Origin of the sequence: Lysinibacillus sp. KCTC 33748 (assembly GCF_002237755.1) — a bacterium.
GTDB lineage: Bacteria > Bacillota > Bacilli > Bacillales_A > Planococcaceae > Lysinibacillus.
Genome location: NZ_MWSJ01000001.1, coordinates 393,378 through 409,857, shown reverse-complemented (window position 1 = coordinate 409,857; position 16,480 = coordinate 393,378). Strand labels below are relative to the sequence as shown.

General features: G+C 36.5%; 15 protein-coding genes. 7 read left to right on the top strand and 8 right to left on the bottom strand.

The window, feature by feature from the left end; translation table 11 throughout:
• The first annotated feature begins 306 nt into the window (after nt 1-306).
• Nucleotides 307-576: a hypothetical protein gene (locus tag B1B04_RS01800; RefSeq protein ID WP_079559622.1), complete on the top strand. Its 270-nt coding sequence runs from the start codon at nt 307-309 to the stop codon at nt 574-576.
• 70 nt (nt 577-646) lie between these two features.
• Here B1B04_RS01800 and lpdA read toward each other — a convergent pair whose 3' ends face one another.
• The gene (gene lpdA, locus B1B04_RS01795) at nt 647-1,984 is read right to left on the bottom strand and encodes a dihydrolipoyl dehydrogenase (RefSeq protein ID WP_079559621.1); all 1,338 of its coding nucleotides are present in this window, start codon (nt 1,982-1,984) and stop codon (nt 647-649) included.
• A 123-nt stretch (nt 1,985-2,107) separates the two neighbouring features.
• Here lpdA and B1B04_RS01790 point away from each other — a divergent pair, with 123 nt between their 5' ends.
• Nucleotides 2,108-2,656, top strand: a complete 549-nt coding sequence (locus B1B04_RS01790; RefSeq protein ID WP_079559620.1) for a hypothetical protein — start codon at nt 2,108-2,110, stop codon at nt 2,654-2,656.
• 366 nt (nt 2,657-3,022) lie between these two features.
• Here the strand turns inward: B1B04_RS01790 and B1B04_RS01785 are convergent, their stop codons facing one another.
• Both B1B04_RS01785 and B1B04_RS01780 read right to left on the bottom strand, forming a co-directional pair.
• Nucleotides 3,023-5,104 (bottom strand): catalase, encoded by a 2,082-nt coding sequence (locus B1B04_RS01785; protein WP_170938871.1) that lies wholly within the window; start codon nt 5,102-5,104, stop codon nt 3,023-3,025.
• 156 nt (nt 5,105-5,260) lie between these two features.
• Nucleotides 5,261-5,755: a CDI toxin immunity protein gene (locus B1B04_RS01780; RefSeq protein WP_079559618.1), complete on the bottom strand. Its 495-nt coding sequence runs from the start codon at nt 5,753-5,755 to the stop codon at nt 5,261-5,263.
• A gap of 210 nt (nt 5,756-5,965) precedes the next feature.
• Between B1B04_RS01780 and B1B04_RS01775 the strand changes: the two genes are divergently transcribed.
• On the top strand, nt 5,966-6,649 hold the full coding sequence (locus tag B1B04_RS01775; protein ID WP_079559617.1) for a hypothetical protein: 684 nt from the start codon (nt 5,966-5,968) through the stop codon (nt 6,647-6,649).
• A 419-nt stretch (nt 6,650-7,068) separates the two neighbouring features.
• Here B1B04_RS01775 and B1B04_RS01770 read toward each other — a convergent pair whose 3' ends face one another.
• Complete coding sequence (locus B1B04_RS01770) at nt 7,069-7,827, bottom strand: alpha/beta fold hydrolase (protein ID WP_079559616.1); 759 nt, start codon at nt 7,825-7,827, stop codon at nt 7,069-7,071.
• Nucleotides 7,828-8,171: 344 nt separating this feature from the next.
• Here B1B04_RS01770 and B1B04_RS01765 point away from each other — a divergent pair, with 344 nt between their 5' ends.
• The 4 genes from B1B04_RS01765 to B1B04_RS01750 all read left to right on the top strand — a co-directional run bounded on the left by B1B04_RS01765 (nt 8,172) and on the right by B1B04_RS01750 (nt 11,158).
• Nucleotides 8,172-8,600, top strand: coding sequence for a HEAT repeat domain-containing protein (locus tag B1B04_RS01765; protein ID WP_079559615.1), 429 nt, complete (start codon nt 8,172-8,174; stop codon nt 8,598-8,600).
• Between the two features lie 466 nt (nt 8,601-9,066).
• Nucleotides 9,067-9,924 (top strand): NAD-dependent epimerase/dehydratase family protein, encoded by an 858-nt coding sequence (locus tag B1B04_RS01760; protein ID WP_079559614.1) that lies wholly within the window; start codon nt 9,067-9,069, stop codon nt 9,922-9,924.
• 36 nt (nt 9,925-9,960) lie between these two features.
• The gene (locus B1B04_RS01755) at nt 9,961-10,194 is read left to right on the top strand and encodes a DUF2798 domain-containing protein (RefSeq protein ID WP_079559613.1); all 234 of its coding nucleotides are present in this window, start codon (nt 9,961-9,963) and stop codon (nt 10,192-10,194) included.
• A 76-nt stretch (nt 10,195-10,270) separates the two neighbouring features.
• The gene (locus B1B04_RS01750) at nt 10,271-11,158 is read left to right on the top strand and encodes a sigma-70 family RNA polymerase sigma factor (RefSeq protein ID WP_170938870.1); all 888 of its coding nucleotides are present in this window, start codon (nt 10,271-10,273) and stop codon (nt 11,156-11,158) included.
• Between the two features lie 146 nt (nt 11,159-11,304).
• Here the strand turns inward: B1B04_RS01750 and glpK are convergent, their stop codons facing one another.
• The 4 genes from glpK to B1B04_RS01730 all read right to left on the bottom strand — a co-directional run bounded on the left by glpK (nt 11,305) and on the right by B1B04_RS01730 (nt 16,122).
• The gene (gene glpK, locus B1B04_RS01745) at nt 11,305-12,801 is read right to left on the bottom strand and encodes a glycerol kinase GlpK (protein WP_079559611.1); all 1,497 of its coding nucleotides are present in this window, start codon (nt 12,799-12,801) and stop codon (nt 11,305-11,307) included.
• 27 nt (nt 12,802-12,828) lie between these two features.
• Entirely contained in the window at nt 12,829-13,632 is an 804-nt protein-coding gene (locus B1B04_RS01740) for an MIP/aquaporin family protein (RefSeq protein ID WP_079559610.1), read from the bottom strand.
• A 155-nt stretch (nt 13,633-13,787) separates the two neighbouring features.
• Nucleotides 13,788-14,351, bottom strand: coding sequence for a glycerol-3-phosphate responsive antiterminator (locus tag B1B04_RS01735; protein ID WP_079559609.1), 564 nt, complete (start codon nt 14,349-14,351; stop codon nt 13,788-13,790).
• 127 nt (nt 14,352-14,478) lie between these two features.
• Entirely contained in the window at nt 14,479-16,122 is a 1,644-nt protein-coding gene (locus B1B04_RS01730) for a glycerol-3-phosphate dehydrogenase/oxidase (protein WP_079559608.1), read from the bottom strand.
• Between the last annotated feature and the right edge of the window lie 358 nt (nt 16,123-16,480).

The following is a 16,480-nucleotide window of genomic DNA, read 5'->3' as shown; positions in this document are numbered from 1 at the left end:
TGTTTTAGTTCGTAGAATATCCGTTACGTAAAAAGAAGCCTTCTAGTCAACTCGAATTTAAAACCAAGTATTCTTATAGAATTAACATAACATAATAAAACACAAAGTCAACAGAATTTTTAGATTGTTCAATCAAAGGTAAATTTCGCTATTTGAAACCTGTAAAAATACTTATTATAATCAGCATAGGAACAAACATTTGGGCAGGCGACCTTATATTGGAGCAATGACATGCGAGAAACTCGCTTCAAAGAAGGTGTTGAGGACTTTATTGTGCAGCTGAATCATTAGGAGAGATGTAATTGTATGAGTAAATTAATGCTGTTTGCATGCTCATTAGTTTTATTATTTTTTGCTGGGAACGCTTTTTATATTGCTTTTAAAAAGTACGAAGAAGATGATGATTTTTCGGGAGGGGCTGAAACATTCTTTTTAATTGATTTGGTATTAGCTGTTGTATTATTAATTTCTGATAAATTCGCTCCCCAAAAGCATCATATTGTTATTTTTAAAACGCTCTCCATTTTATTTGGACTAATTATTTTAAGCTTTACAATATTGTTATGGATACTTTAATGAAAAGAAAAACTACATTCCCCCAACGAGAAGGATAACCTTCCGCTGATGAATGTAGTTTTCAAAATCTTTATTGATGAATGGCTTTACCAAAAATAGCTTTGGCAGCATCCCCTATATGCTCTGATACTGTAGGATGTGGGAAAATCATATTTGATAGAGTGTGGGCAGTGCCGCCAGCATTTTTAGTAGCTAAAATAGCATTTAACATTTCTGTTGCCCCATCAGCAACAACACAAGCCCCTAAAATACGTCCTTCCTCTTTCGTCGCAATAAGCTTTATAAAGCCCACTGTATTACCTTCCATTAATGCCTTAGGGTTTGTATGTAAAGGCATCTGAGAAACCATACAAGGTTCTTTCACCTGCTCTTCCAGCAAACCAAATGTCGCAATTTCAGGATGTGTATAAACACAGCGAGGAATCGAAGTTTGATCAATCAGTGCTGGCTTACTTCCTAAAATATGATCCACAACATGCATTCCTTCTGCACTCGCTGAATGAGCTAGCTGGTAACCACCTACTAAGTCACCTATCGCATAAATATGTGGCTGACTCGTTTCAAGATGCTCATTGACAGCAATCAATCGACCATCAAATGCTAGACCAAGCTGCTGAGCTATCTCTGTATTTGGACGTCGACCTGTTGCAAACAAAAGATTTTCATATGTATAAATTTCTTTAGAGGTATGAATCTCATTGCCATTAAAATGTTTAAAGTGGAAATCCGTTACAAGCTCAATACCAAGCTTTTTCATCTGTTCACGAATAAGTGGTCGCGCATCTGGCTCTTCCGTCTGTAAAATATCTTCACTATGATTTAACATCGTCACCTTTGTTCCAAGTGGCGCTAAACTAAATGCCATCTCGACTGCAATAACACCACCACCGATAATTGTTAATTGCTTCGGCAGTTCTTCAAGACTAAAAAATGTATCCGTAGTATAGTAGTAAGACGTTTCTAACCCTTCAAATGGTGGTACAAATGGTTTACTTCCAGTTGCTAAAATAACATCCGTAGCTGTAAATGCATCATTATCAACTGTTACAGTCAAGTCACTAGATACTACTGCTTCTCCTCGATAAAAAGTAATTTGATTGCTCAAAATAAAGCCTTCAATATTTGTTAAAAGCTCGTCAATAATAGCGTCCTTACGTTGCATCAATCTTGGAAAATTCACGTTTACTGTAGGAGTTTCAATGCCCCAGTCATTACCACTGTTTATTTCTTGAATAAGCTTACTGTGCTCTAACATAATTTTCGAAGGAATACAGCCGACATTATAGCAAGCCCCTCCAACTTTATCGCGCTCTACTAAAGCAACTTTCTTGCCACTTTTTGCTGCATGAATAGCTGCTACATAGCCCCCAGGCCCCGCACCAATAATTGCAATATCAAATTTTTCCACGAAAAATCACCTCATTTACCACCATAGCATTTACAAAATTTGAATGCAATGCCATAAATGTTACAGGGATTTTAGTAACATTTCGGCTGCCCCATCGTCAGCTAATGTAAAAGGAGGATTGGTATGCATAAATCATTATTATTGCTATTTTCTATGCTACTACTAGTTGCCGCCTGTCAGGACAAAGACGCATTAAAGCCCCCACCAAGTAAGAACTATTCACAAACGGCTACTACACAACAGGAAGACTTTCTTTATGAACTTTCGATTGCAAAACCTACCTTCACAGAGGGAGAACCTATAAAGATAACGGCTAAACTCACATATGTAGGGCAGGCACAAAACGTAACAATTTACCATGGAGGCTCCCCATTTTTATTTAATTTGCAGGAAACGACCCGAAATTTTGAAATACCTAGTGCAATGGATACTCCACTAATTACACGTATTCTTGAACGAAATGTGCCCTACGAAGAGTTCTACACGAGCGGCGGCGGTTATAACGAATTTTCAGAACCTAAACTCGTTGAATTTATGAAACAAACAATGAAAGGTCATTTTCCAAAAGGACATTATATCGTAAAAGGAAGTACTGACTTTTACACAGAAGACCCAAATGAACAAAAAACAGAGTACAAACCATCAGCTACAATTGAATTTAACGTGCAGTAAGATAAAAATCTCTCCTTATTCTTAATAGAACAAGGAGAGATTTTCATTATACGTTGTGATCATTGTATTCGCTTTGCTTTCGCGAGTATTTCCTCTGCTTCCGCGGGTATTCACCTTGCTTCCGCGGGTATTCACTCTCCTTCCGCGAGTATTCACCCTGCTTCCGCGAGTATTCACCCTGCTTCCGCGGGTATTTCCTCTCCTTCCGGGGTATTCACTCCGCCCGCGAGTATTCACCTTGCTTCCGCGGGTATTCACTCTCCTTCCGCGAGTATTCACCCTGCTTCCGCGGGTATTCACTCCGCCCGCGAGTATTCACCCTGCTCCCCCGGGTATCCCCCATACCCACAGGCAAAATAATATTAGTTAATAAATATTACGTTCCCAAAAGCGTTGTTGAGCTATGGCGTTGACAAATTTTTTAGCGAAGTCTTTGTCGCCAGTGGCTAACACAATGCCTGGCCCGACATTGGCATTGGACATATTAAAAAATGTCGTTCCGGTTGTAGCAATACCAATTGGTTTGTAATGTCTATACGCTTCATTGATATAATTAACGATATAAGAATTGAACTTTGCCTGATTTTTTGCTTTTACGCCGACAACATATAACGAGTCAAATAGTACCGCATCTGTAGTTATAAAGGTGTCAGTTGCTGTTAACTGTACGCCATCATTACTAGTAACAACCCCTAATTTGTCAGAAATAATGCTGTATCGAACACCTTGTCTTGTTAAAGATTTCAGCATTTCTCCAACTTCATTTGCATCAAATCCATCACCTATAAGCACGCCTACTTTAAGTGTTTGTGGCATTTTTATTGTATTTGCCTGGCTAAGTGCAGGTGATGATAACGTGACATTTACTTGCTCTCCTTTTGGACGATTAACACCAATATTATCGGCCACAGTCGTTGCCATTGCTTTATCTACACGGACAAACATATCGACAACCTGCTGTCGAACAGACTTACTTTTCACCTTCCCTACCTCAAAACTAAAGGCGTCAATGATATGTTGTTTTTCAGGGGGCGACATACTATTCCAAAACAGCCTTGCTTGAGAGAAATGGTCATCAAACGATTTACTACGTGCTCGTGTAATACGTCCTTCAACCTTTTCTTCATAATGAACGAAGCCACCTTCCCTTGCCGTTGATGTTGAAGGTGAATTGTTGGCCAAAGAATTTTTATGATAGCTCACTTTTCCTACATTAATCGTTTGTCGACTAAAGCCATTGCGCTGATTGTTATGAATTGGGCAAACAGGTCGATTAATCGGTATTTCTGCAAAGTTTGGTCCTCCCAGACGAATTAGCTGTGTATCTAAATAAGAAAATAGCCGGCCCTGTAAAAGTGGATCGTTTGTAAAGTCTATGCCCGGCACAACATTTCCTGGATGGAAGGCGACTTGCTCTGTTTCTGCGAAAACATTATCTACATTACGATTCAAGGTCATTTTCCCAATCTTTTTAACTGGCACGATCTCTTCGGGCCAAAGCTTAGTTGCGTCCAAAATATCAAAATCAAATTTAAACTCGTCCTCTGGCTCAAGCATTTGTACACCAAGCTCATATTCTGGATAATCACCGATTTCAATTGATTCCCATAAATCACGTCGTTGAAAATCCGGATCCTTTCCTGCAATAATTTGCGCTTCATCCCAAACGAGTGAATGTACACCTAACACAGGCTTCCAATGAAATTTCACAAACCTCGACTTTCCTTTGTCATTGACGAAACGAAAAGCATGAACACCGAACCCTTCCATCATTCGAAAGCTTCTAGGTATTGCACGATCAGACATATGCCACATAATCATATGCGCAATTTCCTGATTGTTCGCCACAAAATCCCAAAATGTATCGTGTGCTGAGGCTGCTTGTGGCATTTCATTGTGAGGCTCAGGCTTTACCGCATGAATTAAGTCAGGAAACTTAATCGCATCCTGAATAAAAAAGACAGGTATATTATTTCCAACTAAATCATAATTGCCTTCATCGGTGTAAAACTTCGTCGCAAAACCACGAACATCACGTGCAGTATCCATCGACCCTAAGCTTCCAACTACAGTTGAAAATCTGACAAATACAGGTGTTTTCTTATTAGGGTCCTGTAGAAAGCCTGCTTTAGTATATTCTTTCATCGATTCATACAGCTCAAACTCTCCATGCGCCGCAAAACCCCTCGCATGCACTACACGCTCTGGAATACGTTCATGATCAAAATGTGTCATTTTTTCTCGAAAGTGAAAATCCTCCATAATGGTTGGGCCACGAACACCGGCCTTCAACGAATCCTCATCATTCGAAACTTTTAGCCCCTGATTTGTCGTCATCTTTTTTCCTTCATTATCGACACGAAACTGCTCTAGCTGCTGATCTTTCGCATTCTCGTCTAAATTTTTGCCCTGATTCGACTTAGATTTATCCACGTAATCCCCTTTCATTCCAATACTCATAATTCTCAATATACACTATATGATTGTCTGGAATAAACATGCTTCAAGGCGTTGCTATAGAAACTGTCTCAATATTTAGTTACGACAAAATGACTATTCTAACCCTTTAGCACAAAAATCGCCCCCGTTATTTGAAGTGAAAACTTATTTCTTCCATCCTACAGCAATATCATTGGAGGAGAATTCAATCACCAATTTAATTTGAGGTGAGTAAATATATCTGTCCCAATTTCTAACTTCTTCAACTCTATGTATAATTCTAATCAGTTTTGTTTGAATGACATGTTGAGAGTTAAGGTCAATAATATAGCAAATTTCATTATTCACTTTATGATTTTTAATGACTAGTTCTGCTAATGCACCTTCATAATCAACAAAGTTAGAAAATATAGTTTTGTAAAACATAAATGTCCATTCAATTCCGTTAGCACCAAATGGAAATTCATCAAATAATTCTTCTGTAATTTTTTTCGAATCTTCTTTTGATAATATTTCCACTTCCTCTTTAGAAACAATATTTGGAAACAACGCATAAACTTCCTTTAAAATCGTTTCGTATTCCCTTTTTTCCTCTTCTTTTAATTCTTTTTGTTTTTGCTTGGCTAGCAACTCTTTTAAACGTTCCTTTTTATCCTTCACCATATTCACCCTAACTATTTAGTTTATTGTATGTAAAAGTTTACAAATTCATCTTTCTCCAATCTGCTCCGTTAGAACCAGATGCGACTGTCCTAATTAAATAATCTCCATCAATACTTAATGTACTATGCTATGTTCGCAAACATTTCTAAAAAGATATATAATTATTATTACTCGGTAATTTTACACTGTAATTCTGGGGGACAAAAATTGAAAAAAGTATTAATGGTATTTTCTTTATTTTTAGTAATGATTTTAGGTGCATGTAATTCTCTTTCTAACGATAAATTAATTAAGGATTATGTGAAAGATACACACGGATTCGACATCGTAATAAAAAGTTCGAATAAAAATTCGTTAGAATTAGGTAGGGATTCATACATTGTTTCTCCTGTTGACCATCAAGAATTAGAATTTACTGTTACAGTAAATTCGTATTCATCGGAAGATGAGTCTAAATTGAATTACAGAAATAAGCATTTAATCAAAGATAATTATGCAACTGCATTAGCAGCGGATACGGAACTACACAAATTAGATAAAGTTATTCCAGAAATCAAAAAACTTGGATTTAACGAATCATTTAATGATGAAGCTAGAGTGTTTTTTAGCGAAGAGAAAGATGATATTTGGGGTTTTTTATATTCTACTTCTCATTTGGATATTAAGAATTTTGAAGAAAAAGATTTTGACCGCTTATACGAAGTTCAAAAATTAATAAAACAAAGTGGTGCGTCATTTGACCTTATTATTGTCTCAGATACGAGAGAACTAAATGATAGAGGTTCCTTAGCATTAGATATAAAAAAGTTGAAGGATGTAAATACAAAAGAAGAATTTTTGCTGAAAATGACAAAAGAAAACCCAGGCATCATTTTACGAAAAGAAGATTAAGCCAAAAGCTTCAATAGAGTATATTTTTCTAGAAAAAGGTGTATATGACCCGGTGGGATGATATCAAAAAACATTCTTCCACTTTAGATTTTATTAACAAGAATTTTTAAATAAGAAGAAGCATTCGGCACAAATATGTTAACCGAATGCTTTTTTTAGCTATTTTCTAAAAGATTGTTGTTATTCAGCCTATACTAATTCGTTTATCAATTTGCAAAGGTAGCCGACTATGTATTCTCTGCCTGTCGTTTCTTCAATATCTTTATTTCATCTAATCCATTATTAATAACTTCCCAGACAGGTGTGACCTCAAATTGTTCATACGGATGTTACAGATCACTGTAGACCTACCTCTACTTGTTATTTCATATATTTCAATGATCTTTAATAAACGCACCTCGTTCGTTGAATAAGGGTGCTCACTTTCCCATCCCATTTAACATCAATAAAATCTCTTCTATCACAATATCAGGCTCATCATGATGTATATAATGTCCACTACGACTAGCAATCCGGAACTTACTTGACGTTGACAGCCATTGGAATTCTGCTTGTAGACTTTGTTCAATTTTTAATATTTCTTGAGAAGGCCATCCGTCTTCAATATTATCGGGTAAACCTCTAGTAATAATTGAGAGAGGGATGTCACTTTGTCTTGAATGCTCAACAATTTTCTTATAACTCTGTATTTTATCAATTTTCTCACTATTTAACATAGGATTCTCGAAATATTCCCTATTTCCTGCAAGTAGATTTTCTGGTAGAGCCTTTTCATAGGCAAGTTCTTTATATTCTGGTGCAGCGTCAACCAAAACCAAACCACAGATATCCAGTGGATAAAGACTGGTATACAATCTGGCGACCAACCCACCAAAAGAATGTCCTACCAATATATATGGCTTCTCCACGTCAAGCGCTTGCAACAATTCGGAGAGCTCCTTGACTAGATCACAGCAAGTCCGTGGAACTGCTACATCTTGACTCCTGCCAATACCCGCCCTGTCATAGGACAAGGTTGACGTTTCATCCGATATTCTGTCTTGGACCTTTTTCCATGTTTCATGGCTATCGCCTAACCCTGCAATAAAGATTACGCTTGGTGTATTTTTACGTTGGTATTTATTGAACAGTATACGCCTATCATAGAAATCGATTATCTTTTTAAGTTGTATAGTCACTTTTAATCACCCAATTAAATTATAAACTTCACAATATTTTCCGTCTATGCAACTCTGTAATCTTTTACTAAAGCACCCTTTTAGCCACCCATGAAGCACCAAAATCAGAACTTCACCACAGAAAATGAAAGATGATTAAGTTCTTTCATGGGAGTTTAATAAGAAAAGCAAATCTAATAAAGAATAGTACATACTTATGATACGGTTCACTAATGTAGTTAGTTTTCATTTTCTATATATATCCTTACCAGCAATTCATCGCTATTTTCACCCAGACAACGTATAATAAGAGAAGCAGAAGAAGAATTCATTTTTCCTCTAGTTCAAAAAAGAGGTGCAATTACTTGAAACAGTTTGAAACAGCATTACCTGAGCAGTATGAAGCATTAAAAAAACAGGCCAATTATACGTCTAGCTGGCGAGAGCGTTTAGACGCAGTCGAAATGTTATCGGCTTATCAACATGACAAAATCATAGATTTATTAAAAAATCGTATGCAGCATGATACTGTCAACAAGGTGCAATTAGCAGCCTATGAAGCACTCGCGGCGTTTGGTGAGGACGTAGAGAAGCCATCACCTGCACGTTTTGATATTATCAAAGGTACAGACAAAATTTTCCTGCGGGTGAAAAAGAGCTTGCCTAAGGACCATACAGTGGCAGACTTTGCGGATAAACTAAAACGTATGCGTTTAGATGTCTTTGATGCGTATGAGGGCGACAAAGGTGTACAATTTATGAACTGGTTAGAGGAACGTTGGGCAAAACTATAATCAGTAGTTTTGCGATTTATGAAGGAAGGTCATTCTCTCCGCTTGTGGAGGGAATGGCTTTTTCTTATCTTACGCTGCGGTTCATCGAAACTAATATTAAATTGTATTACTTCTTTTCTTTGATCATCTATCTTTATTGTTTAATGATAAAACAAACACCTTATTAAACTATCCTGCTCCGTTAGTACAATAAGAAAAAAGAGCTGTCTAAAACAGCTCAATGTTCTTCAAATAAAGCACCCCGTTACTAAGTACATTTATTTCACAAACCTTCTCTTTTATACAGTTCTTTAATACAAGGTGCAACTATACATAACACATGAAAAACAGTAAAGGATTCGGTTCTCTTATATTGTACATAACTATTTTTATAATTTCTTTTAAAAGTGTCACACTTCCTAATCCCTAATTGTCTTAGTTTTTAGAGATATTAATCTTGTATTTATAATAATTAGGAGGTTTATTTATGAAAATATTACTTGCTGGTTCTACTGGTGTATTAGGAAAAGTGGTGATTCCGATGTTAATAGAAGAGGGGCATGAAGTAATCGGGATGATTCGGTCAGAAAAACATGTTAAAACAATGCAAGAGATGGGGATAAAACCAGTAATTGCAGATGCGTTTGATCGAGATAGTGTTTATGCAGCCTTAATTGAAACTCAACCTGATGTTGTAATGCATCAACTAACTGCACTAAGTAGCGGTGATATAAATGATAATTCAAAAATAAGAATAGAAGGAACAAGAAACCTTGTTGATGCAGCTAAATACGTTGGAGTAAAAAAGATAATTGCACAAAGTATTTCATGGGCTTATGAGCCTGGGAATACGCTAGCTATAGAAGAAACACCTTTAGATACTAATGCCGTATTACCTCGCAAAAAAACAATTGATGGAGTTATTTCATTAGAGGAAAAGGTAAAAGAAATGCCTGAGTTCGTTATCCTTCGCTATGGTACATTATATGGTCCTGGAACTTGGCTTTCGGGTAACGGTCTAATTGCTAAACAATTACAAAGTCAGGAACTAAACGCAACAAATGGGATATCATCCTTTATCCACGTAAAAGACGCAGCAAAAGCTGCTGTATTAGCTTTAAATTGGCCGTCAGGATCTGTAAACATTGTAGATGATGAACCTGCAAAAACCTCTATTTGGCTTCCCTATTTTGCTGAAGTTATCAGGGCCCCTCTCCCTCCTATAAATGATATATATGATTCTTGGGAACGAGGAGCATCAAATGAAAAAGCAAAAAAACAATATGGCTGGGAACCTATTTACCCTTCTTGGACAAAAGGATTTAAATTGTTGCATCATTATTAATAATAAAATGAACTATAATATAAGAAGGTTAAATTTATGAACATAAATAAAATTTATAAGTCTTTTATTTACACTGTTCTAATTGGACTTTTTAATTCTTGTTTCATATCGTTTATCCTTGTTTCTATAAACTTAGGATATAGCCATACATTTTTAATTCATTGGTTACCAATGTGGGGAGAAGCATTTTTGTGTGCTATGGTTTGTGCTTACATTTTTCCACGGATTATAAATAAACTTATGACATTCATTACTTTTGTAGATAAATGATAGATAAAATATAAAATGTATGTAGAATATTCCTCGGATTATGATATGCATAATATTAGAGAGGGAAGGGTTTATCGTGTTGATCAATGACTTGAATATAGAAGACTTATATAAAGAATATAAGAATTATTGTTTATCCATAGCATACTATTTACTTGGTTCAATGACAGATGCTGAAGATATTGTTCAAGATACTTTTTTGAAATTAAAAGAACATGAAAATATTGAGAAAGATATTACTAATTTAAAAGCTTATATAAATAAAATGATCGTTAACCGCTGTATGAATGAACTAAAATCAAGTAGAAAAAAGAAAGAAAATTATATAGGTACATGGTTACCCGAACCTATACTACAGACATTCAATAGTGAGCCTCTTGAGAATCTAATCCAGTCAGATCAATTAAGCTATTCATATATGGTTCTTATGGAAAAACTTTTACCTAAAGAGAGGATAGCTTACGTATTAAAAAATGCTCTAGGGCTAAAGCATAGTGAGATTGCCGATGTTCTTAACACAACGACTGTTAACAGCCGTAAGATATTGAGTAGAGCACAAATTAAAATGGGAAGAAAAAGCGAAAAAGATTTGACTGTTAATCTTCAGAAAACTTATATAGAACAATTTATATGGGCATTATCCAACGGAGATATTCATGGAATAACCCATTTGTTATCTAATGATATTCTATTTGCAGCTGATGGAGGAGGTAAAGTAAGAACGGCAATAAACATCATTGAAGGTAAAGAGCGGGTATTAGCTCTTATTTCAGGAATAGCAAAAAAGTTTTTCTTTGGAAAAAGCGCTACTGCAGCTATAATAAATAATCAATATGGAATAGTAGTTACTGAAAATGATAAAATAACAGGCGTTTTTTGTTTTGACTGGAATTCTTCATCCGAAACAATTAACAAGATTTTCTATGTAGTAGATCCAAGTAAGTTGAAATATAATCCTATTTAAGAATACGTTTGTATATGGAAAGTTCTTTACCTATAACAAAACCTTGATCGGCTACTGAAGTGATCCCCCAGTTAGATTTTTATCTAACAACCGGGATCCGCTTCAAATCAGCCTATCAAGGTTTTTTCATCTCTATTCAGTTATCTTTATTTAAACGCTTGAGCAGCAGCCACAGCTTTTTTCCACCCTGCATAGATTTCTTCACGATGTGAGTCATCCATATTAGGTGTGAACTGACGATCTAAATTCCAATACTCACTAATTTCATCTGTCGAGTTCCAGAAGCCAACTGCTAAACCTGCTAAGTACGCAGCACCTAAAGCTGTTGTTTCATTAACGACTGGACGATCAACAGGTACATTTAATAAATCTGATTGGAATTGCATTAAGAAATTATTTGCAACTGCCCCACCATCTACACGTAATTTCGCCAACGGAATATTGGCATCAGCTTCCATCGCACCAAGTACATCTTTTGTTTGATACGCCAACGCTTCTAATGTTGCACGTACAAAATGTTCTTTAGAAGTACCACGAGTTAAACCGAAGACTGCACCTCGTACATCTGAATCCCAATAAGGTGTTCCAAGGCCAACGAATGCAGGAACTACATAAACACCTTCTGTTGACTCTACACGTTCAGCATATTGCTCAGATTCTGAAGCAGAACGGAACATTCGTAAGCCATCACGTAACCATTGAATCGCAGAACCAGCTACGAAAATACTTCCTTCTAAAGCATAAGTTACTTTGCCATTTAAGCCCCATGCAAGCGTAGTTAATAAGCCATTCTCTGATTTCACTGCCTTTTCACCAGTATTCATCAACATAAAGCAGCCCGTACCGTAAGTGTTTTTAACCATACCTTCTTCGAAACAAGCCTGACCGAATAGTGCAGCTTGTTGATCACCTGCAGCCCCTGCAATTGGAACAGCAGAGCCGAAGAACAGAGCTTCCTCCGTATAGCCATACACTTCTGAAGAAGGACGAACCTCAGGAAGCATAGATGCAGGAACGCCTAAAATGTCTAAAATTTCTTCATCCCATTTTAAATCATAAATGTTGTACATTAATGTACGAGAAGCATTTGAATAATCTGTAACATGGACTTTACCACCTGTTAATTTCCATATTAACCACGTATCAATTGTACCGAATAATAAATCGCCTGCTTCAGCTTTTTCACGAGCACCTTCAACATTGTCTAAAATCCATTTTACTTTTGTACCTGAGAAGTACGCATCGATTAATAAACCTGTTTTATCACGGAATAAGTCATTGTAACCGTTTTCTTTCAGTTCCTCACAAATAGCGTTCGTTTGACGTGATTGCCAGACAATCGCATTATAAATTGGCTTACCTGAATGTTTATCCCAAACAACAGTTGTTTCGCGTTGGTTTGTAATACCGATCCCAGCAATTTGATTGGATTCAATATTTTTTGCAGAAAGCACTGTAGCGATACAAGAAAGAATAGAAGACCAAATTTCTTCTGCATGATGTTCAACCCATCCGGATTGTGGGAAATATTGCGGAAATTCTTGTTGTGCAACGTGGAGAATGCTCCCTTTTTCATCAAACAAAATAGCACGTGAGCTTGTTGTACCTTGGTCCAAAGCTAAAATATATTTTTTTTCTGACATCGGAAATACCTCCAAATAATTTTTTAATTACTCTTCACTTTTAATATTTTTCACAGTCATTTGAGCACTGATAAAAATAATAACTACGATAATTGCTAATACCCAAAATGCGATGCTATTTTCTCCCTCAAAAATTTGTTGGAAAAATAGAGCACCGAATGTACCACCGATAATTGGACCTACAACTGGAATCCATGCGTATGACCACCCTGAGTCACGTTTACCTGGGATTGGTAAGAAAAAGTGCGCAATACGTGGACCTAAGTCACGCGCAGGGTTTATTGCATAACCAGTAGGACCTCCTAATGCCATCCCGATGACTACAATTAACATACCAACTAGAAATGGATTTAAGCCATCCGTAATTGTATTTGTTCCTAATGCTAGAATACCTAAAACAAGTATAAATGTACCAATCATTTCTGAAATTAAGTTTGATAATGGATGCTTAATAGCTGGCATTGTAGAAAATACAGCTAGTTTCGCTTCCGGATCTTTCGTACCCTTCCAATGTGGTAAATACATAAAATAAACGAGTACTCCACCTAAAAATGCACCAATCAATTGTGCGGCAATATACGTAGGTACGTCTTCCCATGGAAAATTACCGATAGTAGCAAGCGCGATTGTTAAAGCAGGATTTAAATGAGCCCCACTAATACCACCAACAGCATATGCAGCCATAGCTACAGCTAGACCCCAAGCGAATGTAATCACTACCCATCCACCGCCAAAACCTTTCGATTTGTGCAGTGATACACCTGCAACAACGCCACCACCGAATAAAATAAGAATCATCGTGCCGACAAGTTCAGCTGTAAATGTTGACATACAAAAACCCCCTTTGTAAATAGTACACCTAGCAAAAAAATAAACCCACACTTAAACAAACTGCAAGTTTCAATGCAGATGAATAAATGTGGGTTCCTTTTCCTAACCACGCGCTTTTTAACTTATGTACATTGTAGAGAAAATAACATACATAGTCAACAATATTTTTGGAAATTTTCCCACAAGTTCTTATTTGATGTTGTAATCGCTACTGCTCCAGCTGATAACGCTTCCTCTATACTTTCAGCTGTGCGAACTAGCCCACCTGTAATAACAGGAATTTTTGTACGCTGGTGCACTTCTGAAATCATAGAAGGAATAACACCTGGTAATAGTTCAATAAAATCTGGCTTCGCTGATTCTATCATTGAAAAGCTTTTTTCAAGCGCGATCGTATCAATTAAAAAGACACGCTGAATAGCAATAATCCCACGAGCTTTTGCCTTTATTAACATATTAGAACGCGTGGAAATTATTCCTGCTGGACGGATATCATTGCATAAAAAATCAGCTGCAAAGTTATCCGTTTTTAAGCCATGAATTAAATCTGCATGAATAATTAATTTTTTACCGTTCCGATCCGCCTCTCGTTTTATTGACATGAGCAAACTAATATGCACTTCTAATAGAACAATGTATTCGAATCGACTATTTAATATTTCATCAAATTGCTTTACTGTTCGTGCAGCGGGAATAATTTGTTGATTATTGAAATTCATTTGATTTCCCCTTTATATGCCACAGGACGTGGTGTTCTTAGACTGATTCCCTATATTTCAGGGTGTTTAGGCACCAGCTGAAAGAAGTTAAAAAGTCAGGTCGCCATTAAGACGACCTTCCTTTTTATTATAATGCAGTTGTAGCTCTTGTTATTTCTAAATTTAAATCTTTTTCAAATTGAGTACGTTGTTCAGGAGACCAATTTAATTGTTTTGCCATTTCATCTAATACCGCATCTTTATATTGTATAACAAGGGCGATATTAAAGAACATATAGGCTGTACGACGAATCATAAAGTCGTTTGGATGAACAACCATTTCATGATGGATACCATACAGTAGTTGAGCATATAGCCCTTGAGGTAAAACAGGATGCTGTTCTTTAGCATATTCAAAAACAGTGTCCACATTAGAACCGTAATGATGCGCTAAATGTTTTGCTTCCTCTTCCGATAATCCGATTTCGACACCTATTTTTGTTCGTTTTGATACGAAGGCATCTAAGTTTTCAGAGCCGCCAACATCACCACCAGATATACGAATATTCTTTGTATGACATGGTTTTGATGAAATACTAAAGCGTTGCTCTAAATCTTGTGCAATCTTATTTAAAACTGTTTCAGCCATTTTTCGATAACCTGTTAATTTACCGCCAGCGATTGTCACAAGACCTGAAGGAGATTCCCATACTTCGTCCTTACGAGATATTTCAGATGGATTTTTACCTTCTTCATGAATTAATGGGCGAACACCTGCCCAGCTTGATTCGATATCTTCATCTGTGACTTTTACTTTTGGGAACATGTAATGAATAGCCTTCATAATATAATCACGATCTTCTTGATGGATATTCATTTCACGTGCATCGCCTTCGTAAAATGTATCTGTCGTTCCAACATATGTCTTCCCATTTCGAGGAATTGCAAACACCATACGACCATCAGGTGTATCAAAATAGACAGCTTGACGTAGTGGGAATTTAGATTCATCAAAAACGATATGCACACCTTTAGATAAAATTAAATGCTTACCATTTTGTTTCCCTTCGATCGTACGAACTTCATCTACCCATGGACCCGCAGCATTTACAACTTTTTTTGCACGAATATTAAATGCCTTCTGGGCAATCAAATCTTGTGCTACGATACCATTAATTTTCTTTTCGTCATTGTATAAAAAGTTCTCTGCTTTTGTATAGTTAATGAGTGTAGCGCCTTTTTCGATGGCAGCTTTGGCAACTTCGACTGTCATACGTGCATCATCAGTACGATATTCTACATAAACACCACCGCCACGTAATTCCTCAGCTTTGACCAAAGGCTCTTTTTCCATTGTTTTTGCAGGATTTAACATATATCGACGCTCAGAACGTTTAACCCCTGCTAAAAAATCATAAACACGTAAACCAACATTCGTTGAGAATTTACCAAATGTGCCTCCTTTATGGAATGGCAGTAGCATCCAAACTGGCGTTGTTACATGTGGTCCATTTTCATAAACGATTGCACGCTCTTTCCCTAATTCTGCAACCTCTTTTATTTCAAATTGTTTTAAATAACGAAGTCCACCGTGCACTAATTTTGTCGAACGACTAGAAGTCCCAGCTGCGAAGTCTTGCATCTCAACTAACGCTACAGAAAGCCCACGAGCAATTGCATCAAGTGCGATACCACAACCTGTAATACCGCCACCGATCACCAATAAATCGTATTCTTTATTTTGTAATTCTTCAATCGTTTGTTGACGTTGTATTGCTGAAGCCGTACTCATAATAAAATTCCTCCTTAATTTAAGAACGAAAAAAAAGAGACCATTAAAAGCACATGTACACAATGTACATATGTTTTTAATGGTCTCTCAATCGCTCAAACCTTATATTAACTTAACTTCATTGTAATGTGTTTAGAGAGAAAAGGCAAGTTCGATAGGCTAAATCAAATACAAAATACCCTTTTCAATCATTTATAGGTTTAGAACGTTCATATGTACTGTTTAATTGTCATGGCTTCTGGTGTTATTTATTCCCCAATACAACAAATTTATTTATCTACATTTTGAATTGTGGATAAATAAATCTTAATTGTCGTTGTCGCATTGAATGGAGTCGCCGAGTCGTAACGAAGATCAA

Coding starts and splice junctions, on each gene's coding strand:
- glpK (WP_079559611.1), bottom strand. CDS start 12,801: ATGTCAGAAAAAAAATATATTTTAGCTTTGGACCAAGGTACAACAAGC.
- B1B04_RS01755 (WP_079559613.1), top strand. CDS start 9,961: ATGAACATAAATAAAATTTATAAGTCTTTTATTTACACTGTTCTAATT.
- B1B04_RS01735 (WP_079559609.1), bottom strand. CDS start 14,351: ATGAATTTCAATAATCAACAAATTATTCCCGCTGCACGAACAGTAAAG.
- B1B04_RS01785 (WP_170938871.1), bottom strand. CDS start 5,104: ATGAAAGGGGATTACGTGGATAAATCTAAGTCGAATCAGGGCAAAAAT.
- B1B04_RS01760 (WP_079559614.1), top strand. CDS start 9,067: ATGAAAATATTACTTGCTGGTTCTACTGGTGTATTAGGAAAAGTGGTG.
- B1B04_RS01730 (WP_079559608.1), bottom strand. CDS start 16,122: ATGAGTACGGCTTCAGCAATACAACGTCAACAAACGATTGAAGAATTA.
- B1B04_RS01740 (WP_079559610.1), bottom strand. CDS start 13,632: ATGTCAACATTTACAGCTGAACTTGTCGGCACGATGATTCTTATTTTA.
- B1B04_RS01790 (WP_079559620.1), top strand. CDS start 2,108: ATGCATAAATCATTATTATTGCTATTTTCTATGCTACTACTAGTTGCC.
- B1B04_RS01800 (WP_079559622.1), top strand. CDS start 307: ATGAGTAAATTAATGCTGTTTGCATGCTCATTAGTTTTATTATTTTTT.